Genomic DNA, 20,476 nt, shown 5'->3' with positions numbered 1-20,476 from the left:
TGAATGAATACATCTCAACATATTACATGGCATGAATCCGAAGTTAAAAAAGAAGAAAGACAACACCGTAACGACCATAAAAGTGTATTGATTTGGTTTACTGGATTATCAGGGTCTGGTAAATCGACGGTATCTGTTGCGTTAGAAAAAGCATTGTTTCAACGCCAGATACATACGTATAGATTAGATGGAGATAATGTCAGACATGGACTTAACAATAATCTTGGGTTTAGTCCAGAAGACCGTACAGAAAATATTAGACGGATTGGCGAAGTAGGAAAGTTAATGGTAGATGCAGGGTTAATCACTGTTTCTGCATTTATTTCACCTTATCAAGCGGATCGTGAGACGGTACGTAGCTTATTACAAAAGGACGAATTTATAGAAGTGCATACATTATGCAGTCTCGAGGAATGTGAAGCGAGAGATCCTAAGGGATTGTATCAGAAAGCTAGAAGTGGAGAAATTGCTGGATTTACAGGTATTAGTGCACCTTATGAAACACCAGAAACGCCAGAAATAATCATAGATACAGAAAAAGATAGTATCGAGCAATCTGTAAATAAAATTGTTAACTATTTGAAAGTGTATCAATATATTTAGATAGATGAGTTAAATTTTGTGGTGTGTTGATTTAAGTATTTAATAAAGATAAAACACGAAAGGGGAATATGGATGGAAATCTTAAATATAATTGCTTATAGTTTGCTTATTATATTGATCTTAGTAGTGTTTTGTGGTGTTTTCCTAGTAAATAAAGGACAAGATAGAAGTTATTTTATGCTAGAGTTCAAAGTGATTGTAGTTATATTGTTCACATGCTTTATAGGCTTAGGTATAACATTAACAATTTTGGGTTATTTTGGAAAATTATAATAAATTAAAGGGCATAAGCGATTTATAATTGATTAGCATCGGTCTTTAATGTAGATGGTTTTATGGTCATGTTAAAATAATCATGTTATAGTATATGAATTAATTTCTAATAAAATCTTTCTTTGTGTCTACAGCAAAATATAATTATAGTGACATATTGGAAGTAAGGAAGGTTTCGGACATGAATAAAACCATATAAGATATATCTAAAATAGAACTTCATTGTCATCTCGATGGCTCAACAAGTATAGCGTTAATCAAGCAACTTGCTTCTGAACAAAATATAGTTTTAAAAGAATCCCGTTTGCTCGTAAGTGAAAATTGTGAAAGCCTAGATGAATATTTGCAGTGTTTTGATGAAATATTAAAAGTGCTACAGACAAAAGATAGTCTCAAAAGAGCTGTCGTAGATGTTGCACAACAGGCAAGTAAGGATAATGTAAAGTATATAGAAATTCGCTTTGCACCGTTATTGCATACTGAACACGACTTGTCGTTAGCAGATGTATTGGAAGCAGTCGAAGCGGGCGTCCAACTTACAACAGAAACGATGGATATCAAAATTAATTTATTGGTTTGTGCAATGAGACAGCATGAAGCTACAGTGAATGAAGCGCTTTTCGATTATCTTGAGCAGAGAGATAGTGAAGTGGTGCGTGGGATTGATTTTGCAGGTCCTGAAGCAGCATTTCCACCAGAAGCTATTCGTACCACAATTCAATACGGTTTAGATAAAGGGTTTAATCTCACTTTACACGCCGGTGAATGTGGATGTATGCATAATGTTATGGAGTCTATTAAATTAGGCGCAAAACGTGTGGGCCATGGTGTTGCCATTAATGAAAATGAAGCTGCGTTACAAGAAATAAAGAGAAACAATGTGATGTTAGAAATGTGTCCGAAAAGTAATGTTCAAACGAAAGCGATAAAGGATTTAACAGAATTAAACATACCTTATTTGCTAGAGCAGGATATACCTTTTATTATTAATACGGATAATCGTACCGTCACTCAAACTTCACTAAATGAAGAGTATGCGTTATTAATGAAACATCAATTGATTTCATTCGAACAGATTGAATTTATCAATTTAAGAGCAGTTCAATATGCCTTTTTGTCAGATGTTGAAAAAGAAAATTTAAAAGCAGTGATGCAATCATAAAAAAATGAACTTCCAATAGTTGGAAGTGCTCTTAAAGTCTCTGACTTTATTGGCAGTTTTTGTGCATGCTTTCCGCGGGCACAGCCTCAGCCTGTAGTCTTCGGCTAGTGCTTTCCCCGCAGGAGTCAGCCCAAATCACTGCCATTTTCTAAAACAATAATAATATATTTATTACTTATTGAACTTATACAAAGGCAAAAGCATATAAAAAAGAAGATATAACTGAATTAACAAAAAGAGAACTTCCTTTTCTAATAAGTGTTAAATAAAGAAATGAATCAACAAAGATGGTCTACGTTCTGAGAGAACTTCCAATAGCTGGAAGTTCTCTTTTTTGTATAACAGATTATGAACGGCCAGATGCAATAAATAAACTCGCATCTTTATTCATAAATATATTTTCACCTTCATAAAATGTGTGTGATTGGACATGTGTTAAGTCTAATTCAGTAAATAGTTGCTGGATATCTTCTTGTTCAAAGCCACTATAGACTTTTGGATGATATACATTTTCATTCTTATTAAAATCAACAAGAACGAGCAGCCCACCAGGATTTAATTTTGCACGTAACGCTGTTAATAATGCTTTGTAATCACCGCTGTGTAGTAGTACTAATGAAAGGAAAACTATATCATAGGTAGCGTTAATCTGTGTTTTATCTGAAAGAATGTCGCCTACATATGCGTGAATATGTGTTTTGCCTAGTTCAGCAATTTTGCTTTCAAACACCTCGATCATTTGAGGTGCAGCATCTATCATTGTGACTTCGTCAAAATGGCGCTCTATATTCAATGTAACTAGACCAGTGCCGCCACCATAATCTAATAGTGACTGATATGAAGTGTTTTCGAATACCTTATTCACTTCGGCTGCAATTGTATCGGCAAGATGTATTCTACTCGGACCATCGTACTTTTTGGCAATTTGATCAAAACGGTCTTTATTCAAGTTAAAACTCCTTTGTTGAGTGAAATTATTATAAAAAAATCATTTGTTTCTATAATAGCTATTACAGACATGTTAAGTCGTTAATAGAGTTTATCACAAGCTGAAAAGTAGCACAATGTATATTATTTAAAATAGTATATTTAATAATATGAAAATACATATATCCAAATAAGTATTGGGTGAGCCTAAAGTATGATTGAGGACATGTTAAAAATATGTTTTACTGGAGTCTATCAGTCATAATGAGGTGAAGTCATGAAGCGATTTTTAACACTGGCGCGCAGGCGTTTAGAAGGTTTGGATTTTAGTATGATTCTCTGTTTTATCATACTTGGTATTATAGGTGTAATGATGGTTTACAGTGCGAGTATGGTATCTGCATCTAAAGGCGCATTAACAGGCGGTGTGCCTATCGAAAGTAATTATTTTATGAAAAGACAATTGTTCTTTTTGGTATTAGGTGTAGTTATTATTATATTTATTGGTAGTTTCGTTAACATTAACGCTTTTAAAGAGAACAATGTACAGAAAATGATGGTGTTAGGTACATTGTTGCTATTGCTAATTACTGTGTTAATTGGTAAGGAAATCAACGGTTCCAAAAACTGGATTAATTTAGGTTTGTTTAGTATTCAATCTTCAGAATTTTTAAAGCTAACCTCAATTTTTTACCTTTCCTATGTGATTAACCAACGTGTATCGAGTCGAAGGGATTATCAGTTGAAACATCTCATTTCACCACTAGGCATCATCGGGATAAGTTTATTACTTGTCTTAATGCAAGGGGACATGGGCGGTACTTTATTAACAGTAGCGATTATTGCTTGCATACTGATTTATTCAGATTTAAAAAATAAGGTGAAAATTCAAATCATGGCAATCGCAGTGATTCCAATTGTATTTTATAGTATTTATACATTGATTTTTGATGCTAAAAACCTTTACAGATTAAGACGTATTCAAGTCATGCTCGACCCATTTAAATACGAAAAAGATGATGGGTATCAACTGACGAGTGCTTTAACAGCAATTGGAAATGGCGGATTTACTGGCAAAGGTCTAGGTAATGGTATTGCTAAATTAGGGTATTTACCAGAACCGCATACTGATTTTATTTTCACGGTTATTTCAGAGGAATTAGGTTTACTGGGTGTATTATTTATATTACTGATTTATGGCTTTATATTAGTTAAAGGACTTATATATGCAAATAAAACCACAAATCAATTTTATAAATTAATTTGCGTCGGTGTCGTAAGTTATTTATTTATGCAAGTGTTCATTAATTTAGCAGGAGTCTCTGGCATCATTCCTTTAACGGGGGTAACATTGCCGCTATTAAGCTATGGCGGATCATCTATATTGAGCATAAGCATTGCCTATGGAACGCTATTAGCAGTAGCTAGAAGAATTAATAATGAAAGGAAATTAAACTAAGTGAGAGACTATTTGAAAATGATTTTAATAAGTTTGTGCTTATTGATACTCATGATATGTATACATATAGATTTAACTGATTCATTAGATAATTTTATTTATCAATGGTTACATGGAACGATTAACTCTAATAGTGTCGTTGTATATATTGAAATAATTTCTAATATATTTGAACCGTTGCATTGTTTAATCATGATATTGATGATTTTAACACTCGTATTTTTTTATAATCAATTTAAGTTTTGGTGGTATGGATTTTGGTGTTTCAGTGTTTTGTTGATAGGTACATTTTTTAAATATATTATTCAACGACCAAGACCTGATATCAGTATAGATGGCTATAGTTTTCCAAGTATGCACGTGTTAAGTGTCTGTCTACTGGTGAGTCTCATATTATTGTTGAAAAATAATAAATGGCTAACGCTCATATGCGTATTATTGATCATTTCGATTATCGTTTCTAGAATTTATCTACGTGCACACTTTTTTACAGATACAATAGGTAGCATACTCATTATAGGGATTATGCTCCAAGCTTTGAAAGTGGGTAACGCAACCTCAACTAAAAATAATAAGTGACATTACTAAACATGTGTAAAAAACACCCTTTATCAGATTGTAGCCTTCGGCTAGTGCTTTATTAACGAATCAGGAGTCGACCCAAATTATCGTTATTTTTAATTTAATAAATCTGCAATAACAATGAACAAATCAAAACAAAATTTAAAGGCTTGTCTCCTACAAAAATTAGGAAACAAGCCTTTAAAATTATATGCTAAAGTAAAGTACAGCTTTTAAAATTCAGTACATATTCAGGTGTTTTGATACATTGTGACTAGCATGATTTGAAATTTATTCTTCCATTACTTTATTTATAATTTCTGTTGCATTTAAATTTAATATATTACTTGGTGTGACTTGGTCAATGTTACGATTGAACATCGTTTTTAATTTTTCTACTTCTTCTTTTTCACCAGCTAAATAGAGTTGGTGCCAGCCTTTTTTCTTAGCATTTTTCTCAATAGTAGCGACTAAACTTTTGAACCAACGCTCTTGATTAGCTTTCACACGTTCTTTATATTCATCTCTTTGCGCGCCACCTTGAGTTAAATCATCGCCCTGTGGTCCGGAATGTTCTCTCCAATCATTAGTATCTAAATCTAGAGTGTAATAATCTTCGTCTACAATTGTACCAATTTCAGTTTCAATCACACGTGCTTTGTCTTGTTGTAAAACTAAAATACCAGTGTAAGGATAGCTTTGTTGTAATGATTTTAGCTGATCTAATTTGGGTTTTGTGTCCCATTTAAATTCTGTTTTTATAGAAATATTTACGTGTTTTTCGAACCTTAATGACTCGTCGGCAGTCATAAATAAAATAAGACCTCCTTTTAAATTAGGTTTAGCGCCTTGTATTTCAGTTTCTACTTTATTGATAATATCTTTTGCTTGGTTTTTTTCTTCGTGATTGTCACTGCTTTTTGTTTTGTCTGATAAGTCTTTCAAGGCATTTTTTAATTCAATTTTCCACTTTGTTCCTTGTTCGGGACTGGTATCTAAATAAATTGAGAATACTTTTTGATTTTGTGACTTACCATCGAATTGTTCCAAGTTATTAATTTCTTCTTGTAAAAGCATTATATATCACCCTTCATAATTCTTACATACTATATATTTTGCCTTTTTTATAGAAGTTAAACTTTAGATATATTATCAGATTGTATAAGTAAATAAGCATAAATTATTAATAGTGATTTCTTACAACAATAAAAGTTAATTTTAAAAGTGTTTAAAAGCGTTTTCAAAGGGAAAATTAACTATAATATTGGAAAATGATAACTTGAATTGAAAATTCACATAAATAAAGGGGGAGTATGTATGGCTACGCTACTATTTCTTGTAACGATACTTTTCATATTAGTCATTTACTTACTTGTTAAGCTAAAGTATACAAAGGATTTTAAAGCTTCAAAAGGTAAGCGTCACAGAGAAAGACGAATTGAAGAGTTTGTACAAAGTGCCTATAAGATAGAGAACTTAGAAGCGATACATCAAGGGCGTGCGCATCTCGAACTCATTTATAAACGTAAGACAGTAGATGTAAGAAAAGATCAAGTTATTTTTGTTGAAGATGCAGCGCAAGAAAAGGTTGAAACGCAATTTGAAATGACAGATGACATGGTCAGAGATGAATTGTTCGATTTAATGTTAGAGGATACTTATTTTTATATAACTAAAAATCGATATAACAGTTTAATGATTAAGGCAAAAAATTAATATATTAATAAGTTGAAGTATTGGAAAGGGAGGATTCTTATGGCACCGGTTGTAAAACCTTATACAAATGACGCGGCTTTAGTAGCGGATATAAAAGCTTTAAAAGATCGTGGTATTGGTAGCCAAGATATATACGTGCTATCAGATGATAAAGATCGAACTGCAGAGGTTACTGAAAATATAAAAGTTACAGCAGTTGATTACAATAAAGTTGATATAGATGAAGATTTTGATTCGAAAGCTGAAGAATTAAGAGAAAAGCTTAGCATATTAGGTGTGCCTTCTAGTGATGCAGATCATTGTGAGGCAGAAATGAAAGAAGGCAATATCATTTTAATTGTTACTGATTTTAGAGTTAAAGGACTGTTATAAATCATGTAAAGGGTGGTGTGTATGACCCTACTTAAAATTCATAATTTAACAAAACGCTTTGGTAAATTCTATGCTTTAGATGGTGTGGATTTAGAACTTAATGAGGGTGAAGTTTATGGCTTTATTGGGCCAAACGGGGATGGGAAATCAACGACAATCAAAGCAATATTAGGTATGTTGAAACCAACGCAAGGTACTATTGAAATTTTTGACAAAAATGCGCTGAAAGATGCAGTAGCCGTGCATAAAGATCTTGCTTTTGTGCCTGGCGATGTCAATTTTTGGCCAAATTTAACTGGTGGAGAAATTATTGATTTTTTTCTTAGTCTTCATCCTAAAGCAAATTACGATAGAAAAAATGAATTAATTAAACGCTTTGAATTAGATACTACTAAAAAATGTAGTGCTTATTCTACAGGAAATCGTCAGAAAGTAGCGTTAATTACTGCGTTTAGTATTGATGCAAAATTATATATCTTAGATGAACCTACTTCTGGTCTTGATCCTCTAATGGAAGAGGTTTTTCAAGAATGTATAAGAGACATTAAAAATAATAAAAAAAGTGTATTACTCTCAAGCCATATTTTAAGTGAAGTAGAAAAATTGTGCGATCGCGTAGGTATTATCCGTAAAGGGAAGATGATAACTTCTGGGACTTTAGATGAGATGCGCCATCTTACACGCATGCAATTTACCGTAGAAAGTGGACAGCAATTAGGCGCGTTAACACAAGTGACGGGTGTGCATAACGTGAGGCAAGAAGACAACACATATTATTTTGAAGTTGATTCAGATAAAATTTCTGCTGTCATTGAATATCTAAGCCGCTTTGAAATTAAAAAATTAGAATCTACGCCACCAACACTAGAAGCAATATTTAAACGATATTATGAAGCCACAGATGAAGTAGGTGAATGATATGAAGCAATCATTTTACCAAACCTCAAAGTTATTTTATTTTTATGTAAAAAGAAATAGTAAAAAAATAATTTTATGGGTGGTTTTATTAACTGCTTTAACGTTAATGATTCCACCTGCTTTTGAGTCGATGTATCCGAGTCAATCTAAGATGAGTCCTATCATCGAGATGTCAAAAAATCCTGCGATGCAAGCGATGCTTGGTCCGGCTGATTTTGATGATGTAAATATTGGCGTGCTTTTTACGCATGAAATGACTTTATTCACAGCAATAATGGTAGCAATTATGAATATTTTAATAGTATCTCGAGACACACGAGGCGATGAAGAAGACGGTAGAATAATCATTTTAACTGCATTGCCAATTGGTAAATAAGCACCTTTGATGGGGCATCTAATTCAGACTTTATTACTTAATGTCAGCCTAATAATATTACTCACTTTAGGGCTAGCGTCGTTAAACGTTGAGGGTATAGATTTAGTAGGTGCATTTTTATATAGTTCAGCTTTAGGTGTATTTGGGATTATGTTTGCTGCGTTGACCATGTTCGTTGCCCAATTTGTATCATCTAGTAGTGAGACGACTGGTGTGAGTATCGCTTTATTGCTCATTATGTATTTGATTAGAGCGTTTGGAGATGTAGCCAATGAGACGCTATCTATATTTTCACCGATGGGCTGGTTGTCTAGAACGTATGCATTTTCAGAAGATCATTGGTGGCCGGTGTGGTGCATTTTAGGCCTTACAGTTATCATTGCTATATTTGCCTTTGTGTTAAATGGTTTGCGTGATATCGATGCAAAATTATTACCACAGAAAAAAGGGAGCCAACATGCGAAGTGGTACATGAAGTCTCCACTAGGTTTACAAATCAGATTACAAAAAATGAGTTTTATATATTTTGCTATTGGATTATTTATACTTGGATTATCATATGGCTCTATTTTTGGAAATTTAGACGACTTTTTTAAAGATAATCCATTATTACTGTCTATGTTAGAAAATCCAAATGGAGATTACGTCAAACAATTTTTACCGCAATTAATGTTGGTGATGGCAATAATCAGTACGGTGCCTACACTGTTAGCTTTATTTAAAATAAAGAAAGAGATAGATAAAGAATACGCGATGCTTGTATTAGCCAATCCACTTTCGCGTATCAAGTACTTATTGAGTTTTCTAATTATCAGTGTGGTGAATGCGGTAGTGATGATTTTTGTCGCAGGACTCGGTTTGTATGTTGGCCAATTCTATTCAATGGATACACCTCTCGACTTTAACATGGTCATTCAATCGGCTATTGTCTATATACCAGCCATACTGAGTTTTGTTGGTATAGGAACTGTCGTAATTGGATGGGGCATAAGGTTAACGACTTTAGTCTATGCTTATCTCGCTTATACTTTTTTAGTGAATTATTTAGGTACTTTACTGAATGTGAAAGATTGGATGAAAGATATCACACCATTTGAACATATACCAAGTTTGCCTATAGATGATTTTACAAGTGGACCGATAATCAGCCTTATGCTTATTTTTATTATACTATGTGTCACAGGTGCGGTCGGATTTAACGAAAAAGATATATAATGACTATAATAAAAATGATTTTGTATAATGATGAATCGTGATGTGAATTGAATATAATCACTAAAAAGAGTTGCCAAATTGTTGGCAGCTCTTTTTTTGCCATATTAAATACTATTTCACACTCGCTTGCCAAGGCCACAGTCACAGCCTTCAGATGTTCAACTCGTGTTAAATTGTTTGGTGTGAGGCAGACGTTTACTATGTACACTACCAATATATAAAATATAGATTATTGCAAGAAAACAAAGTGTTTTATTACTATTTAATAGTAATAAAAAATTATGAAAACGCATAATTCATTATCACTTATAAGGATATATTATCAATTCAAATGATATATTAAATTTTTAAATATAGACTTTAATCATTTTTACGTTATAATAGATTATAATAATTACAAATAGATAATTATTGTAAAGAAGAGCAAGTTAGTGGAGGTGCACTTAACATGAAACGTGTAGCATTATTATGTATGTCTTATGGTACGCCATATAAGGAAGAAGATATTTTACCTTACTATACGCATATCAGACATGGACACGAACCAAGCCATGAAGCATACATAGATTTGAAAGATAGATATGAATATATTGGTGGCGTATCACCTTTAGCAACAACGACTGAAAAACAAGCTGAAACATTATGTCATACACTTAACTCAATGACGAGTGACATAAGCTATGAATTATATATAGGTTTGAAACATATACATCCATTTATTGAAGATGCGATAGATGACATTAGTGCGGCAGGCATAGATGAAATCGTCAGCGTAGTTTTAACGCCGCATTATTCTTCATTTTCAGTAGAAATGTATAACCAGCGCGCATCTCAATATGCAAATGAGAAAAATATTAAAGTAACGACATTGAATCAATTTTATAAAGAAGAGAAATTCATTCAGTATTGGGTTGATTCAGTAAATACACAATTGAATTTAATACCTGAGGAAGCGCATCAAAAAACAGCAATTATCGTTTCGGCGCATAGTCTTCCAGAAAAAATATTGGAACATAATGATCCTTATCCAAGTCAACTTGAAGAAACAACACAGTTAATCCAATCACGAATTGGACATAACCATGTTTTTAACGGTTGGCAATCTGAAGGTAACACTGGGGAACCTTGGATTGGACCAGATGTGCAAGATTTGACTCAAACATTACATGAACAATATGATTATCAAAACTTTATATACGTTCCATTAGGTTTTACATGTGAACACTTAGAAGTCTTATATGATAACGATTATGAATGTAAAAAAGTTTGCGATGATTTAGGTTCTAATTATTATAGAGCTGAAATGCCTGGCTCAAATCAACTATTTATTGAAAGCATCGCAAATGCAGTCATCAATAATTATAAAGAAAAGAATCACTTAACTGCGGTAAATTAAAGGAGATAATATAATGAGTAAAAAACTAACAGGATTATTTGGTGCACCAGTAGGAGATAGAGAAAATAGTATGACGGCAGGCCCTAGAGGTCCGCTTTTAATGCAAGATATATATTTCTTAGAACAAATGGCACACTTCGATAGAGAAGTTATTCCGGAACGTCGTATGCATGCAAAAGGTTCTGGTGCGTTTGGTACATTTAAAGTAACAAATGATATTACACAGTACACTTGTGCAAGTATTTTTTCTGAAGTTGGCAAAGAAACAGAAATGTTCGCTCGCTTTTCAACAGTAGCAGGTGAACGTGGTGCAGCTGATGCAGAACGTGATATTCGTGGGTTTGCCTTGAAATTTTATACAGACGAAGGTAACTGGGATCTAGTTGGTAACAATACACCAGTATTCTTCTTCAGAGACCCTAAATTATTCGCAAGTTTAAACCATGTTGTTAAACGTAATCCAAAAACAAACATGAGAGACCCTCAAGCAAACTGGGATTTCTGGACATTATTACCAGAAGCGTTACATCAAATTACGATAGTGATGTCAGATCGTGGTATTCCTAAAGGTTTCAGAAATATGCATGGCTTTGGTTCTCACACATACTCTATGTACAATGATAAAGGTGAGCGTGTTTGGGTTAAATTCCACCACAGAACACAACAAGGTATAGAAAACTATTCACCTGAAGAAGCAGCACAAGTTATAGCAAATGACAGAGAGTCTTCTCAAAGAGATTTATTTGGAAACATTGAAGAAGGTAACTTCCCTAAATGGAAAATGTACATCCAAGTAATGACTGAAGAACAAGCACGCAATCATAAAGATAATCCATTTGATTTAACAAAAGTTTGGTATAAAGACGAATACCCATTAATCGAAGTAGGAGAGTTTGAATTAAATAGAAACCCTGAAAACTATTTCCAAGATGTTGAGCAAGCAGCATTTGCACCAACAAACATCGTTCCAGGGCTAGATTTTTCACCAGATAAAATGTTACAAGGGCGTCTATTCTCATATGGCGATACACAAAGATATCGTTTAGGTGTAAACCATTGGCAGATTCCTGTTAACCAACCTAAAGGTGTAGGTGTAGAAAATATCTGTCCATTTAGTAGAGATGGACAAATGCGTATTTTAGATGATAACCAAGGTTCAAAAACACACTACTATCCGAATAGTAACGGTGCGCTTGAAGACCAACCGCAACACAAAAAACCAGGCTTAGACATTCAAGGCCAAGCGTTCGAATATGATTATCGTGAAGATGATGATAATTACTTTGAACAACCAGGTGAATTGTTCCGTAGAATGTCACCTGATAAACAACAAATATTATTTAATAATACGGCTAATGAAATGGGCCCAGTTACTGACCCACTAAAACACCGTCATATTAGACATTGTTATAAAGCAGATCCAGCTTACGGTCAAGGTGTAGCAGATGCTTTGGGTATTGATATTAATACTGTAGACTTAAAAGTTGCAGACTAATTGAAAAGGTAGGTAATCGAATGATATTAGATAATATTAATCCAGAAGATTTATTTCCAACTGAGAAACAAGGGCCTTCCGTTTTAGGAAATATGGAATACCCTGTTCAAGGAGAAATAAAAGTATACGAAGCGGCTTATGTCGCAACAAATGAACGTCTTATATTAAATGTTGATATGGACGGCCAGTTTTACTATAGAAACATTAGATATGACGAAATTGAAAATATCGAATTAGACGATAATGTATTAACGATGCGCTTTAGCATTGGCACATTTTCTTTAACAGATTTAAATAAAGAAGATGCTGAAAACTTTGTTGCTTACGTAGAACCTAAAAAAATATAATTATTAATTTGATTTCAATAGATAGTATGAATTATTATAAAACCCCTTCACAACCATTTAAATGGTATTGCGAAGGGGTTTTTGTTGTTTAAAATATTTGGTTTGCTTAAGTTGTTTATAATGCAGTAAGACCGCCATCGATGACGAATTCAGAACCTGTAGAGTAACTGGCGTCATCTGAAGCTAAAAAGATGACCATATTAGATACTTCTTCAGTCAAAGCAACACGACGCATTGGAATGGTCTTCGCAAATTGTTCGACTGCTTCTTTAACACCTTCTTGTTCAATCATAGGTGTCTGAATTACACCGGGATGTATTGAATTTACACGTATATTATAGGGTGAAAGATCTCTTGAAGCAGCTTTCGTCATACCTCGAACTGCAAATTTCGTATCTGTGTAACCAATAGCACCACCAACAAGTCCATTCATAGAAGATATGTTAATAATTGAACCGTGTTGTTGAGCCTTCATAGTTGAAGCGACTGATTTCATACCTAAAAATACAGACACTTGATTGATGTTTACAATTTTCATATAACTTTCTAAACTGAGTTCTTCTATAGGCGTGTTATAAGTAATGCCAGCATTATTTACTAAGACGTCTATTTTGTCCCATTTTTTGATTACTGTATCTACTACATTTTGCCAATCTGCTTCATTAGAAACATCATGCTTAATAAAAAGTGCATTTTTTCCAAATTCTTGTGCAACCTCTTGACCGAGCGTTTCATTGATGTCAGTAATCACAACTTTTGCACCTTCACGCAATACTTTTTCAGCGTGCATTTTTCCCATACCTTGTGCTGCGCCAGTAATAACTACAACTTTATTGTCTAATCTTTTCATAAATAACATCCTCCCAATTTATATTCCTTGTTATATAATTTAACAGTAAATACATTAAAAGTTAAATATTTATTCTTAAGTATTTTACTGCTAAAGTAAATTTATATATACTATTTTTATATCAACATATATAGGAGGGATATCATGGAAAAGAATAATTTTTTCGAACTGATTCATAATGCTGAGTTATTTAATGACGCGACAATGACACTTTTTATGAAACAATTTAATATGAATGTTAATATTTCACAAATTATTGCCTTATCTAAACTTAAAGAGCATGGTGCGCAGAAGCCATCCGCGCTTGCGCAGTCCCTTGGCTATACTTCAGGAGCAATTACCGGTTTGACAAACAAACTCGTTAAAGAAGGTTACATAGTAAGGGAACATCAAGAAGAAGATAGACGTTCCATTTTAATTACGATTACTGCAAAAGGACTGGATGTGTTAGAAGAGGCTCAAAAACAAGGTCAAGCAATGAGAAATGACATTTATTCAGTATTGAATGATGATGAAGTGACACAACTACTTAATATTCAGAAGAAACTTTATAGTCATGTAAAACAAATGAATAAATAACATTTTGTAAGTAACCCAATATAAAAAATGAAAGTGTGATTTTAATGGCTAAACTAGAAGGTAAAATAGCAATTGTGACAGGCGGTGCAGGAGGTATTGGCTCTGGAATCGTGAAGTCTTATGCTAAGGAACATGCTAAAGTAGTTATCGCTGATATTGCTGAAGAAAAAGGAAGATTATTGAGTGAAACATTGAATAATCAAGGATACGAAACATTATTTATTAAAACAGACTTAACAAATAAAGATTCTTTGCAAGCTTGTGTCGATACTACAATTGTAAACTATGGAAAAATTGACATATTGGTTAATAATGCACATGCATCTCGCATGAATTCTTTTTTAGATATTACAGAAGAAGATTTAAATTTATCTCTGAATACGGGATTTTATGCGACATTTTATTTATGCCAAATGGTTATACCTTATTTGAAAGAAACAAAAGGTAATATTATAAACTTTGGTTCAGGTGCCGCTATAAAAGGTGATAAGAATCAAGGCGCATATGTTGTAGCAAAAGAGGCGATACGTGGTATTACACGTGTGATAGCGAATGAATTTGGCGAATTTGGCATTAATGCTAATATCATATCTCCAATCGCTTATTCTGAAGGCGTTAATCAATGGCGTAAAGATAACCCTGAATATTATGAAAAGGTGGTCCAAGGCATTCCATTGCAAAAATTTGGAGATGTTGAAAAAGATATTGGTCCAGTAGCAGTATTTTTAGGAAGTGAAGACGCGCAATATATCACGGGACAAACGGTTATGGTAGATGGCGGTAGTATTAAATTATACTGATTATGTTAAAAGTATAACGCAGTATTTTTGTATCAACTGAGTTGAAATAAAATAATTTATTGACGAGAGCGGGACAAAAAACAACTTTCAAATGTTGGTTTTTGTCCCGCTCTTGTTTTATATTTTAAAAATTTTAACGTTTGATAAGTGCCGTGAGTTCGCCTTCAAATACTTTAACTTCTTCATGATTAAATGTTGTCATTAATACCGTAAGTAAACCTTGGTCTCTTTTACCAGCCTTTTTATCAATAACTTTTATCACAGTATGTAATTCGTCATCAGGAAACACTGGTTTAATAAATTTAATATTATTCATATGTGTACCTGCAATGACATCTTCTCCGTATTTGCCTGTTTCAATCCATAGTTTAAAAGAAATGGCTAGTGTCTGGATACCGGAAGCGATGACACTATTAAATCTGCCTTGTTGCGCTTTTTCTTTATCTAGGTGCATATATTGTGGATCAAATTCACTAGCAAAATCCGTAATTGCTTCTTCGCTTATTTTATATGGCTTAGTCGTAAATGTTTCGCCAATGTGAAAATCATCTAGTTTCATGATTTTATTCTCCTTTAATGTGTTAAATGATTAATATTACTATTGTACTGAGGAATATGGAAAATTAATTCAAAGCATAAAGTGTGAATTAAAAGGAATGCTAAGTGGTGGAAATTATTAACTCGGTTTGGGTATATCGACAAAATCTTGTTGTGCTAATGATACTGTTTCCCCTTGTTGGTGCATTTTTTCAATATGGAACTCTCCCCAATAACAAAGTGAAGAAAGTAATTCTCCTAGTGTTTGACCATAGGTTGATAATTCGTATTCAACTTTAGGTGGGATTTGATCATATACGATACGGTTGATGATACCGTCTTTTTCTAGTTCGCGTAATTGCTGTGTTAACATTTTTTGAGTAATCGTTGGAATGGCACGTTTTAATGCAGATGTACGCATCAACCCGTTGTTTTGTAAATGACATAAGATGACAGGTTTCCATTTTCCGCCGATGACATCAATGGTTGCTTCGACGCCAATATTATAAGCTTTGCTCATTTAATTACCTCCTGATAGATACTCAAAGGTACCTATAGTACTTTAAAGTGCGTACTTCCACTTTTGATATGTGTAGTTTATATTAACACATACACAAAACAAGAAGGAGTCAAAAACATTATGAGAAAAAACAAATTCGCTATATTAGCGTTAGCAATGTCTGCCTTTGCAATTGGAATGACTGAGTTTATTAGTGTAGGTCTCTTACCGCTCATTAAAGATGATTTTGATACTACGATTTCATTAGCAGGGTTAACTGTATCTTTGTACGCTGTGGGGGTAACAATAGGAGCTCCTATACTCACACCACTGACAAATAAAATGAAAAGGAAGCATTTACTATTAGTCATTATGCTTATTTTTATTGTTGCGAATTCACTTGCTGCCTTTGCGACCACGTTTAGTATGTTGTTAGCTATGCGTGTATTATCTGCATTGATGCACGGCGTGTTTATGTCTATCGCTACAGCAATCGCAAGTGATTTGGTAACGTTTGATAAGCGTGCAAGCGCGATTGCAATGATGTTTACAGGTTTAACCGTTGCTACAATTACAGGCGTACCATTAGGAACATGGATCGGTAAGCACTTTGGTTGGGAAGCATCGTTTATTACGATCGCTATGATTGGATTGATCAGTTTAATCATTAATATATTTGCAGTACCAAGTAATTTGAAAGAATATGCTCAGGCATCTATAAAGGAACAACTAAAAGTGTTTAAAAACAAATCATTAATGATGGTTTATTTGATTACTGCACTCGGTTATGGTGGCACTTTTGTAGTCTACACATACCTGACTAGTATACTTACAGATATATTGAATTATAGTGACGAAGCGGTGGTGTTACTACTAGTGATATATGGTGTAATGGTTGCTATTGGCAATACACTTGGTGGGAAATTAACAAACAATAAACCAACAAAAGCACTTATATGGATATTCTTAATTCAAGCGATAGTTTTATTACTTCTAGGCTTAACTGTGACACATTATTTCTTAGGTACCATAGCCATACTTCTGATGGGCTTGTTTGCATTTATGAATGTTCCGGGTCTGCAATTGATTGTGGTACTTTTTGCAGAACGTAAAAATAAGGCAACGACTAACTTTGCTTCTAGTTTAAATATTGCTGCTTTTAATATCGGTATCACATTGGGAGCAGTCATCGGAGGGTGTGCGCTCAATCATTTTTCACTTGCAATGACACCATATTTTGGTTTTGCTATGGTGATGATTGCTAGTATTATGATGTATATCGTTTATAAAAATGAGAGAGAAATACAAGTAGGAATACTATAAAAATACCGTAAAGAGACGAATCAATATCACTTCATTAAATATTTAAAAATGTAAAATTCCATAAAACAGTAATTTATTTTTGTATTAAACTTCTTTAAGATTTAAACTTTTAAAATGGTTAAAGTATTTACAAACAAATTGAAAGAAGTGACGGTTACGCAACCTGTTCTAGGTAGTAACGCAATTATTGTAGAAATCAAAGGGGGACAACCTGGCAAAACAATAGGATTACGCGCTGATTTTGATGCGTTGCCAATACAAGAAGAAGTAGAGGTACCCTTTAAGTCAACAAATGAAGGGGTGATGCATGCGTGTGGCCATGATGCACATACCGCGTATTTGTTGGGATTAGCAGATGCATTAATTGAAATGAAAGCAGAACTTTCAGGTACAATTAAAATCATTCATCAACATGCTGAAGAAATGCCTCCGGGTGGCGCACAACAAGTGATGCAATCTGGTGCATTAAATGATGTGGATGAAATATATGGCGTTCACGTCGTTCCTGTAGTAGGTCCAGAAGTAATTGGATATAATAAAGGTAATGCTTTTGCTGGAAGTTCTACATTTACATTAACAATTAAAGGTTTAGGGGGACACGCTGCAAGTCCTCATAAAACACATGATGCTTTGATTGCAGGAACCAATTTTGTAAACACACTCCAAACAATTGTATCTAGACGTATTGATCCTTCAGAGATGGGTGTAATTACAGTGGGTGCGTTTGATGCACCTGGTGGAGCTAATGTTATTCAAGACAAAGTAACAATCAAAGGCACAGCACGTTATCTTAATGATGACTTAGAGCAATTTATGTATGAAGAGATTGAAAAAGTAGCAAAAAGTGTAGCAGTAGGTTTTGATATTACGTATGATTTAGATTACCAATTTGGTTATCCGATACTTTACAATCATCCAGAACAAACAGAACAAGTAGTAGATATTTTAACAGCAAGTAAGAATGACTATTTTGAACATCTTGTAGAAATACCAGCAGTTTCAGGTTCTGAAGATTTTGCGTATTATTTAAAAGAAATACCAGGAACATTTTTCATCGTTGGCTGCAAACCAGAAGGTATTGAAGAACCATATATGAACCATCATCCTAAGTTTGAAGTGAATGAAGATGCATTATTAGTTGCAGCAAAAGCAGTGGGTGAAATTGCAATTAACAGACTTTTAGACCCGAAATAATGATGTTTGAATTAAATTATTCATTGTTCGATGATATTAATGTTTGCAATGAAAGTAATGCATGCTAAAAAGGCGACCAGTTAACAAAGCAATATATTAATGAACTTTTTTATTAGATGACTGATTACAATGTTCTGCGAGATGGTTTTGTTTCATCTGTAAGTTTTGCTGATAACAATAGTGCGATGACTGATATACCAGTAGCAACCATAAATGTTACGTTTACACCATGAATCATACCTTCCATACCTTCACTAGGGATGGCTGAAACAGACATTAATGTAATAAATAATGCTGTACCGATTGCGCCGGCCATTTGTCTAAATGTATTATTCATGGCAGTACCATGAGCAATGAGGCTGTTCGGTAATTGGTTAATCGCTAACGTTGTCATAGGCATCATAACCATTGCAAGTGATATCATACGCACTGCGTTGGCTGTCGCAAGATAAGTAAAGGTTGTATGCGCTGTGAGCATTGTAAAGGGTATCGTTGAAGCGACTAATATGAGTAAGCCGATACGAGCGAGCCATTTACCACCAAATTTATCAAATAACACACCTGTAACTGGGTTCATAAGTCCCATCACAATTGCACCTGGTAGTAATACTAAACCAGATTCCAATGGAGAAAAACCAAGCATATTTTGCATATATAACGGTAAGATAATATTTGAAGCGATTAATACACCAAATACGAACATACTTAATGCTGTACCTAGAGTGTAAACGCTGTAACTAAACACTCTAAATTCAAGCATAGGTTCTTTGAGTTTCAACTGGCGACGAATGAATATAACCAATGAAATAATACCAATGATAAATGGTAAGATAAATTGTACACTACCCCATCCGGCTTCTCCAACAGAACTGAAACTATATAAGAGTCCTCCAAAACCTAGTGTAGATAGAATGACTGATGCGATATCTAGTTTTGGATTTGAAGTTTCTGTAACGTTTTTCAATAGGAAAATTGAAGCGACGATAATAACAACTGCAATTGGGAATACGACGTAGAAGACACTTCTCCATGAGAGATGCTCTACTAAAATACCTGATAGCGTAGGTCCAATCGCTGGCGCGAATGCAATGACTAATCCGAATAAGCCCATTGCCGTACCACGTTTTTCTATAGGGAAAAGTAAGAATAAGATTGTTTGCATAAGTGGCATCATGATACCTGCACCTGCTGCTTGTAAGACACGTCCGATTAATAACATTGAAAAATCTAGTCCAACAGCACATATTAAAGTACCTACTGCAAAAATGCTCATGGCGGTTAAGAATAACTGTCTTGATGTAAAACGTTGAATTAAAAATGCTGTAACAGGTATCATAATACCGTTTACTAACATAAATATAGATTGTAACCACTGTACCGTACTTTCAGATACTTGTAAGTCGTTCATAATAGGGGGTAAAGCTGTACCAAGTAATGTTTGGTTTAAAATTGTAATAAAGGCCCCTGATAGTAATACGATAAATAAGGGGATTCTTTTTTCAACATGGAATGCTCCTGTTTCAGTCAATAGACTCACTTCTTTCATAAAAATTGCACATCTAAAAATTTTAACACTAAGCTCATTTTCAATCTAGTGATTGAGCTTAAAAAAATAATACATCCGATAATTGGTGAACAGGGACCATTTCTCAATCTATTTTAATAATTTTGAAATAGTGCGTATAATTTTCATAGTTATTTACACATTTGTAATGCTACGTATGAAATACTACACTTTTATTGTAGCTAATGTCAAAATAAACTCTATTTATATGAAGGGAAATATAAATAAAGTTGAAAAATTAGGAGTTAACATAAATTATATAGATTAATTTCAGAACTCTATAAAGTGCTTAATCGAGCTTTTCTCAGAA

Annotated in this window: 23 protein-coding genes; 17 read left to right on the top strand and 6 right to left on the bottom strand. The window is 33.7% G+C overall.

Annotated elements, in window-relative coordinates:
* Window positions 1-3 precede the first annotated feature (3 nt).
* The 3 genes from cysC (at window position 4) to add (ending at window position 2,038) form a co-directional block, all read left to right on the top strand.
* Window positions 4-603, top strand: a complete 600-nt coding sequence (gene cysC / locus ACP3TL_RS10935) for an adenylyl-sulfate kinase (protein WP_069832264.1) — start codon at window positions 4-6, stop codon at window positions 601-603.
* A gap of 72 nt (window positions 604-675) precedes the next feature.
* Window positions 676-876: a hypothetical protein gene (locus ACP3TL_RS10930; protein WP_069832263.1), complete on the top strand. Its 201-nt coding sequence runs from the start codon at window positions 676-678 to the stop codon at window positions 874-876.
* Window positions 877-1,078: 202 nt separating this feature from the next.
* Window positions 1,079-2,038: an adenosine deaminase gene (add, locus tag ACP3TL_RS10925; protein ID WP_256092656.1), complete on the top strand. Its 960-nt coding sequence runs from the start codon at window positions 1,079-1,081 to the stop codon at window positions 2,036-2,038.
* Window positions 2,039-2,384: 346 nt separating this feature from the next.
* Here the strand turns inward: add and ACP3TL_RS10920 are convergent, their stop codons facing one another.
* Window positions 2,385-2,987: a class I SAM-dependent methyltransferase gene (locus ACP3TL_RS10920; RefSeq protein WP_069832262.1), complete on the bottom strand. Its 603-nt coding sequence runs from the start codon at window positions 2,985-2,987 to the stop codon at window positions 2,385-2,387.
* Window positions 2,988-3,242: 255 nt separating this feature from the next.
* Between ACP3TL_RS10920 and ACP3TL_RS10915 the strand changes: the two genes are divergently transcribed.
* On the top strand, window positions 3,243-4,424 hold the full coding sequence (locus ACP3TL_RS10915; protein WP_069832261.1) for an FtsW/RodA/SpoVE family cell cycle protein: 1,182 nt from the start codon (window positions 3,243-3,245) through the stop codon (window positions 4,422-4,424).
* 18 nt (window positions 4,425-4,442) lie between these two features.
* Window positions 4,443-5,003 (top strand): phosphatase PAP2 family protein, encoded by a 561-nt coding sequence (locus tag ACP3TL_RS10910; protein ID WP_285336754.1) that lies wholly within the window; start codon window positions 4,443-4,445, stop codon window positions 5,001-5,003.
* Window positions 5,004-5,276: 273 nt separating this feature from the next.
* Here ACP3TL_RS10910 and ACP3TL_RS10905 read toward each other — a convergent pair whose 3' ends face one another.
* A complete protein-coding gene (locus ACP3TL_RS10905) occupies window positions 5,277-6,062 on the bottom strand; it encodes a VLRF1 family aeRF1-type release factor (protein ID WP_069832260.1) in 786 nt (261 codons plus the stop codon).
* A 240-nt stretch (window positions 6,063-6,302) separates the two neighbouring features.
* Between ACP3TL_RS10905 and ACP3TL_RS10900 the strand changes: the two genes are divergently transcribed.
* The 8 genes from ACP3TL_RS10900 to ACP3TL_RS10865 all read left to right on the top strand — a co-directional run bounded on the left by ACP3TL_RS10900 (window position 6,303) and on the right by ACP3TL_RS10865 (window position 12,820).
* Entirely contained in the window at window positions 6,303-6,701 is a 399-nt protein-coding gene (locus ACP3TL_RS10900) for a hypothetical protein (protein WP_069832259.1), read from the top strand.
* A 39-nt stretch (window positions 6,702-6,740) separates the two neighbouring features.
* Window positions 6,741-7,073 (top strand): YflT domain-containing protein, encoded by a 333-nt coding sequence (locus tag ACP3TL_RS10895; RefSeq protein ID WP_069832258.1) that lies wholly within the window; start codon window positions 6,741-6,743, stop codon window positions 7,071-7,073.
* A gap of 21 nt (window positions 7,074-7,094) precedes the next feature.
* Window positions 7,095-7,991: an ABC transporter ATP-binding protein gene (locus ACP3TL_RS10890; protein ID WP_277575749.1), complete on the top strand. Its 897-nt coding sequence runs from the start codon at window positions 7,095-7,097 to the stop codon at window positions 7,989-7,991.
* A 1-nt stretch (window position 7,992) separates the two neighbouring features.
* Window positions 7,993-8,367: a hypothetical protein gene (locus tag ACP3TL_RS10885; protein WP_256092649.1), complete on the top strand. Its 375-nt coding sequence runs from the start codon at window positions 7,993-7,995 to the stop codon at window positions 8,365-8,367.
* 9 nt (window positions 8,368-8,376) lie between these two features.
* Window positions 8,377-9,582 carry an ABC transporter permease gene (locus ACP3TL_RS10880; RefSeq protein WP_256092648.1) on the top strand — a complete coding sequence of 402 codons (1,206 nt, stop codon included), beginning with the start codon at window positions 8,377-8,379 and terminating at the stop codon, window positions 9,580-9,582.
* Window positions 9,583-10,030: 448 nt separating this feature from the next.
* Window positions 10,031-10,978, top strand: a complete 948-nt coding sequence (gene hemH, locus ACP3TL_RS10875) for a ferrochelatase (RefSeq protein ID WP_069832256.1) — start codon at window positions 10,031-10,033, stop codon at window positions 10,976-10,978.
* 13 nt (window positions 10,979-10,991) lie between these two features.
* Complete coding sequence (locus tag ACP3TL_RS10870; protein ID WP_069832255.1) at window positions 10,992-12,473, top strand: catalase; 1,482 nt, start codon at window positions 10,992-10,994, stop codon at window positions 12,471-12,473.
* A 20-nt stretch (window positions 12,474-12,493) separates the two neighbouring features.
* Window positions 12,494-12,820, top strand: a complete 327-nt coding sequence (locus ACP3TL_RS10865) for a PH domain-containing protein (protein WP_069826353.1) — start codon at window positions 12,494-12,496, stop codon at window positions 12,818-12,820.
* 115 nt (window positions 12,821-12,935) lie between these two features.
* Here the strand turns inward: ACP3TL_RS10865 and ACP3TL_RS10860 are convergent, their stop codons facing one another.
* Entirely contained in the window at window positions 12,936-13,670 is a 735-nt protein-coding gene (locus ACP3TL_RS10860) for a glucose 1-dehydrogenase (protein ID WP_069832254.1), read from the bottom strand.
* A 144-nt stretch (window positions 13,671-13,814) separates the two neighbouring features.
* Here ACP3TL_RS10860 and ACP3TL_RS10855 point away from each other — a divergent pair, with 144 nt between their 5' ends.
* Both ACP3TL_RS10855 and ACP3TL_RS10850 read left to right on the top strand, forming a co-directional pair.
* Window positions 13,815-14,249, top strand: a complete 435-nt coding sequence (locus tag ACP3TL_RS10855) for a MarR family winged helix-turn-helix transcriptional regulator (RefSeq protein WP_277575750.1) — start codon at window positions 13,815-13,817, stop codon at window positions 14,247-14,249.
* 44 nt (window positions 14,250-14,293) lie between these two features.
* Window positions 14,294-15,049, top strand: a complete 756-nt coding sequence (locus ACP3TL_RS10850; RefSeq protein ID WP_069832252.1) for an SDR family NAD(P)-dependent oxidoreductase — start codon at window positions 14,294-14,296, stop codon at window positions 15,047-15,049.
* A 133-nt stretch (window positions 15,050-15,182) separates the two neighbouring features.
* Here the strand turns inward: ACP3TL_RS10850 and ACP3TL_RS10845 are convergent, their stop codons facing one another.
* Window positions 15,183-15,608: a MaoC family dehydratase gene (locus ACP3TL_RS10845; protein WP_069832251.1), complete on the bottom strand. Its 426-nt coding sequence runs from the start codon at window positions 15,606-15,608 to the stop codon at window positions 15,183-15,185.
* Window positions 15,609-15,725: 117 nt separating this feature from the next.
* Window positions 15,726-16,106, bottom strand: coding sequence for a winged helix-turn-helix transcriptional regulator (locus ACP3TL_RS10840; RefSeq protein WP_069832250.1), 381 nt, complete (start codon window positions 16,104-16,106; stop codon window positions 15,726-15,728).
* A gap of 120 nt (window positions 16,107-16,226) precedes the next feature.
* Here ACP3TL_RS10840 and ACP3TL_RS10835 point away from each other — a divergent pair, with 120 nt between their 5' ends.
* Together ACP3TL_RS10835 and ACP3TL_RS10830 are read left to right on the top strand one after the other, a co-directional pair.
* Window positions 16,227-17,408 (top strand): MFS transporter, encoded by a 1,182-nt coding sequence (locus tag ACP3TL_RS10835; RefSeq protein WP_285326657.1) that lies wholly within the window; start codon window positions 16,227-16,229, stop codon window positions 17,406-17,408.
* A gap of 114 nt (window positions 17,409-17,522) precedes the next feature.
* Window positions 17,523-18,602: an amidohydrolase gene (locus tag ACP3TL_RS10830; RefSeq protein WP_277575752.1), complete on the top strand. Its 1,080-nt coding sequence runs from the start codon at window positions 17,523-17,525 to the stop codon at window positions 18,600-18,602.
* Window positions 18,603-18,726: 124 nt separating this feature from the next.
* Here ACP3TL_RS10830 and ACP3TL_RS10825 read toward each other — a convergent pair whose 3' ends face one another.
* The gene (locus ACP3TL_RS10825) at window positions 18,727-20,148 is read right to left on the bottom strand and encodes an MDR family MFS transporter (protein ID WP_069832248.1); all 1,422 of its coding nucleotides are present in this window, start codon (window positions 20,146-20,148) and stop codon (window positions 18,727-18,729) included.
* Between the last annotated feature and the right edge of the window lie 328 nt (window positions 20,149-20,476).

It is taken from the genome of Staphylococcus caseorum, from assembly GCF_049943195.1.
Classification (GTDB): domain Bacteria; phylum Bacillota; class Bacilli; order Staphylococcales; family Staphylococcaceae; genus Staphylococcus; species Staphylococcus equorum_A.
Note: the sequence above shows the minus strand (reverse complement) of the source record. Positions and strands in the feature narration are given on the sequence as shown.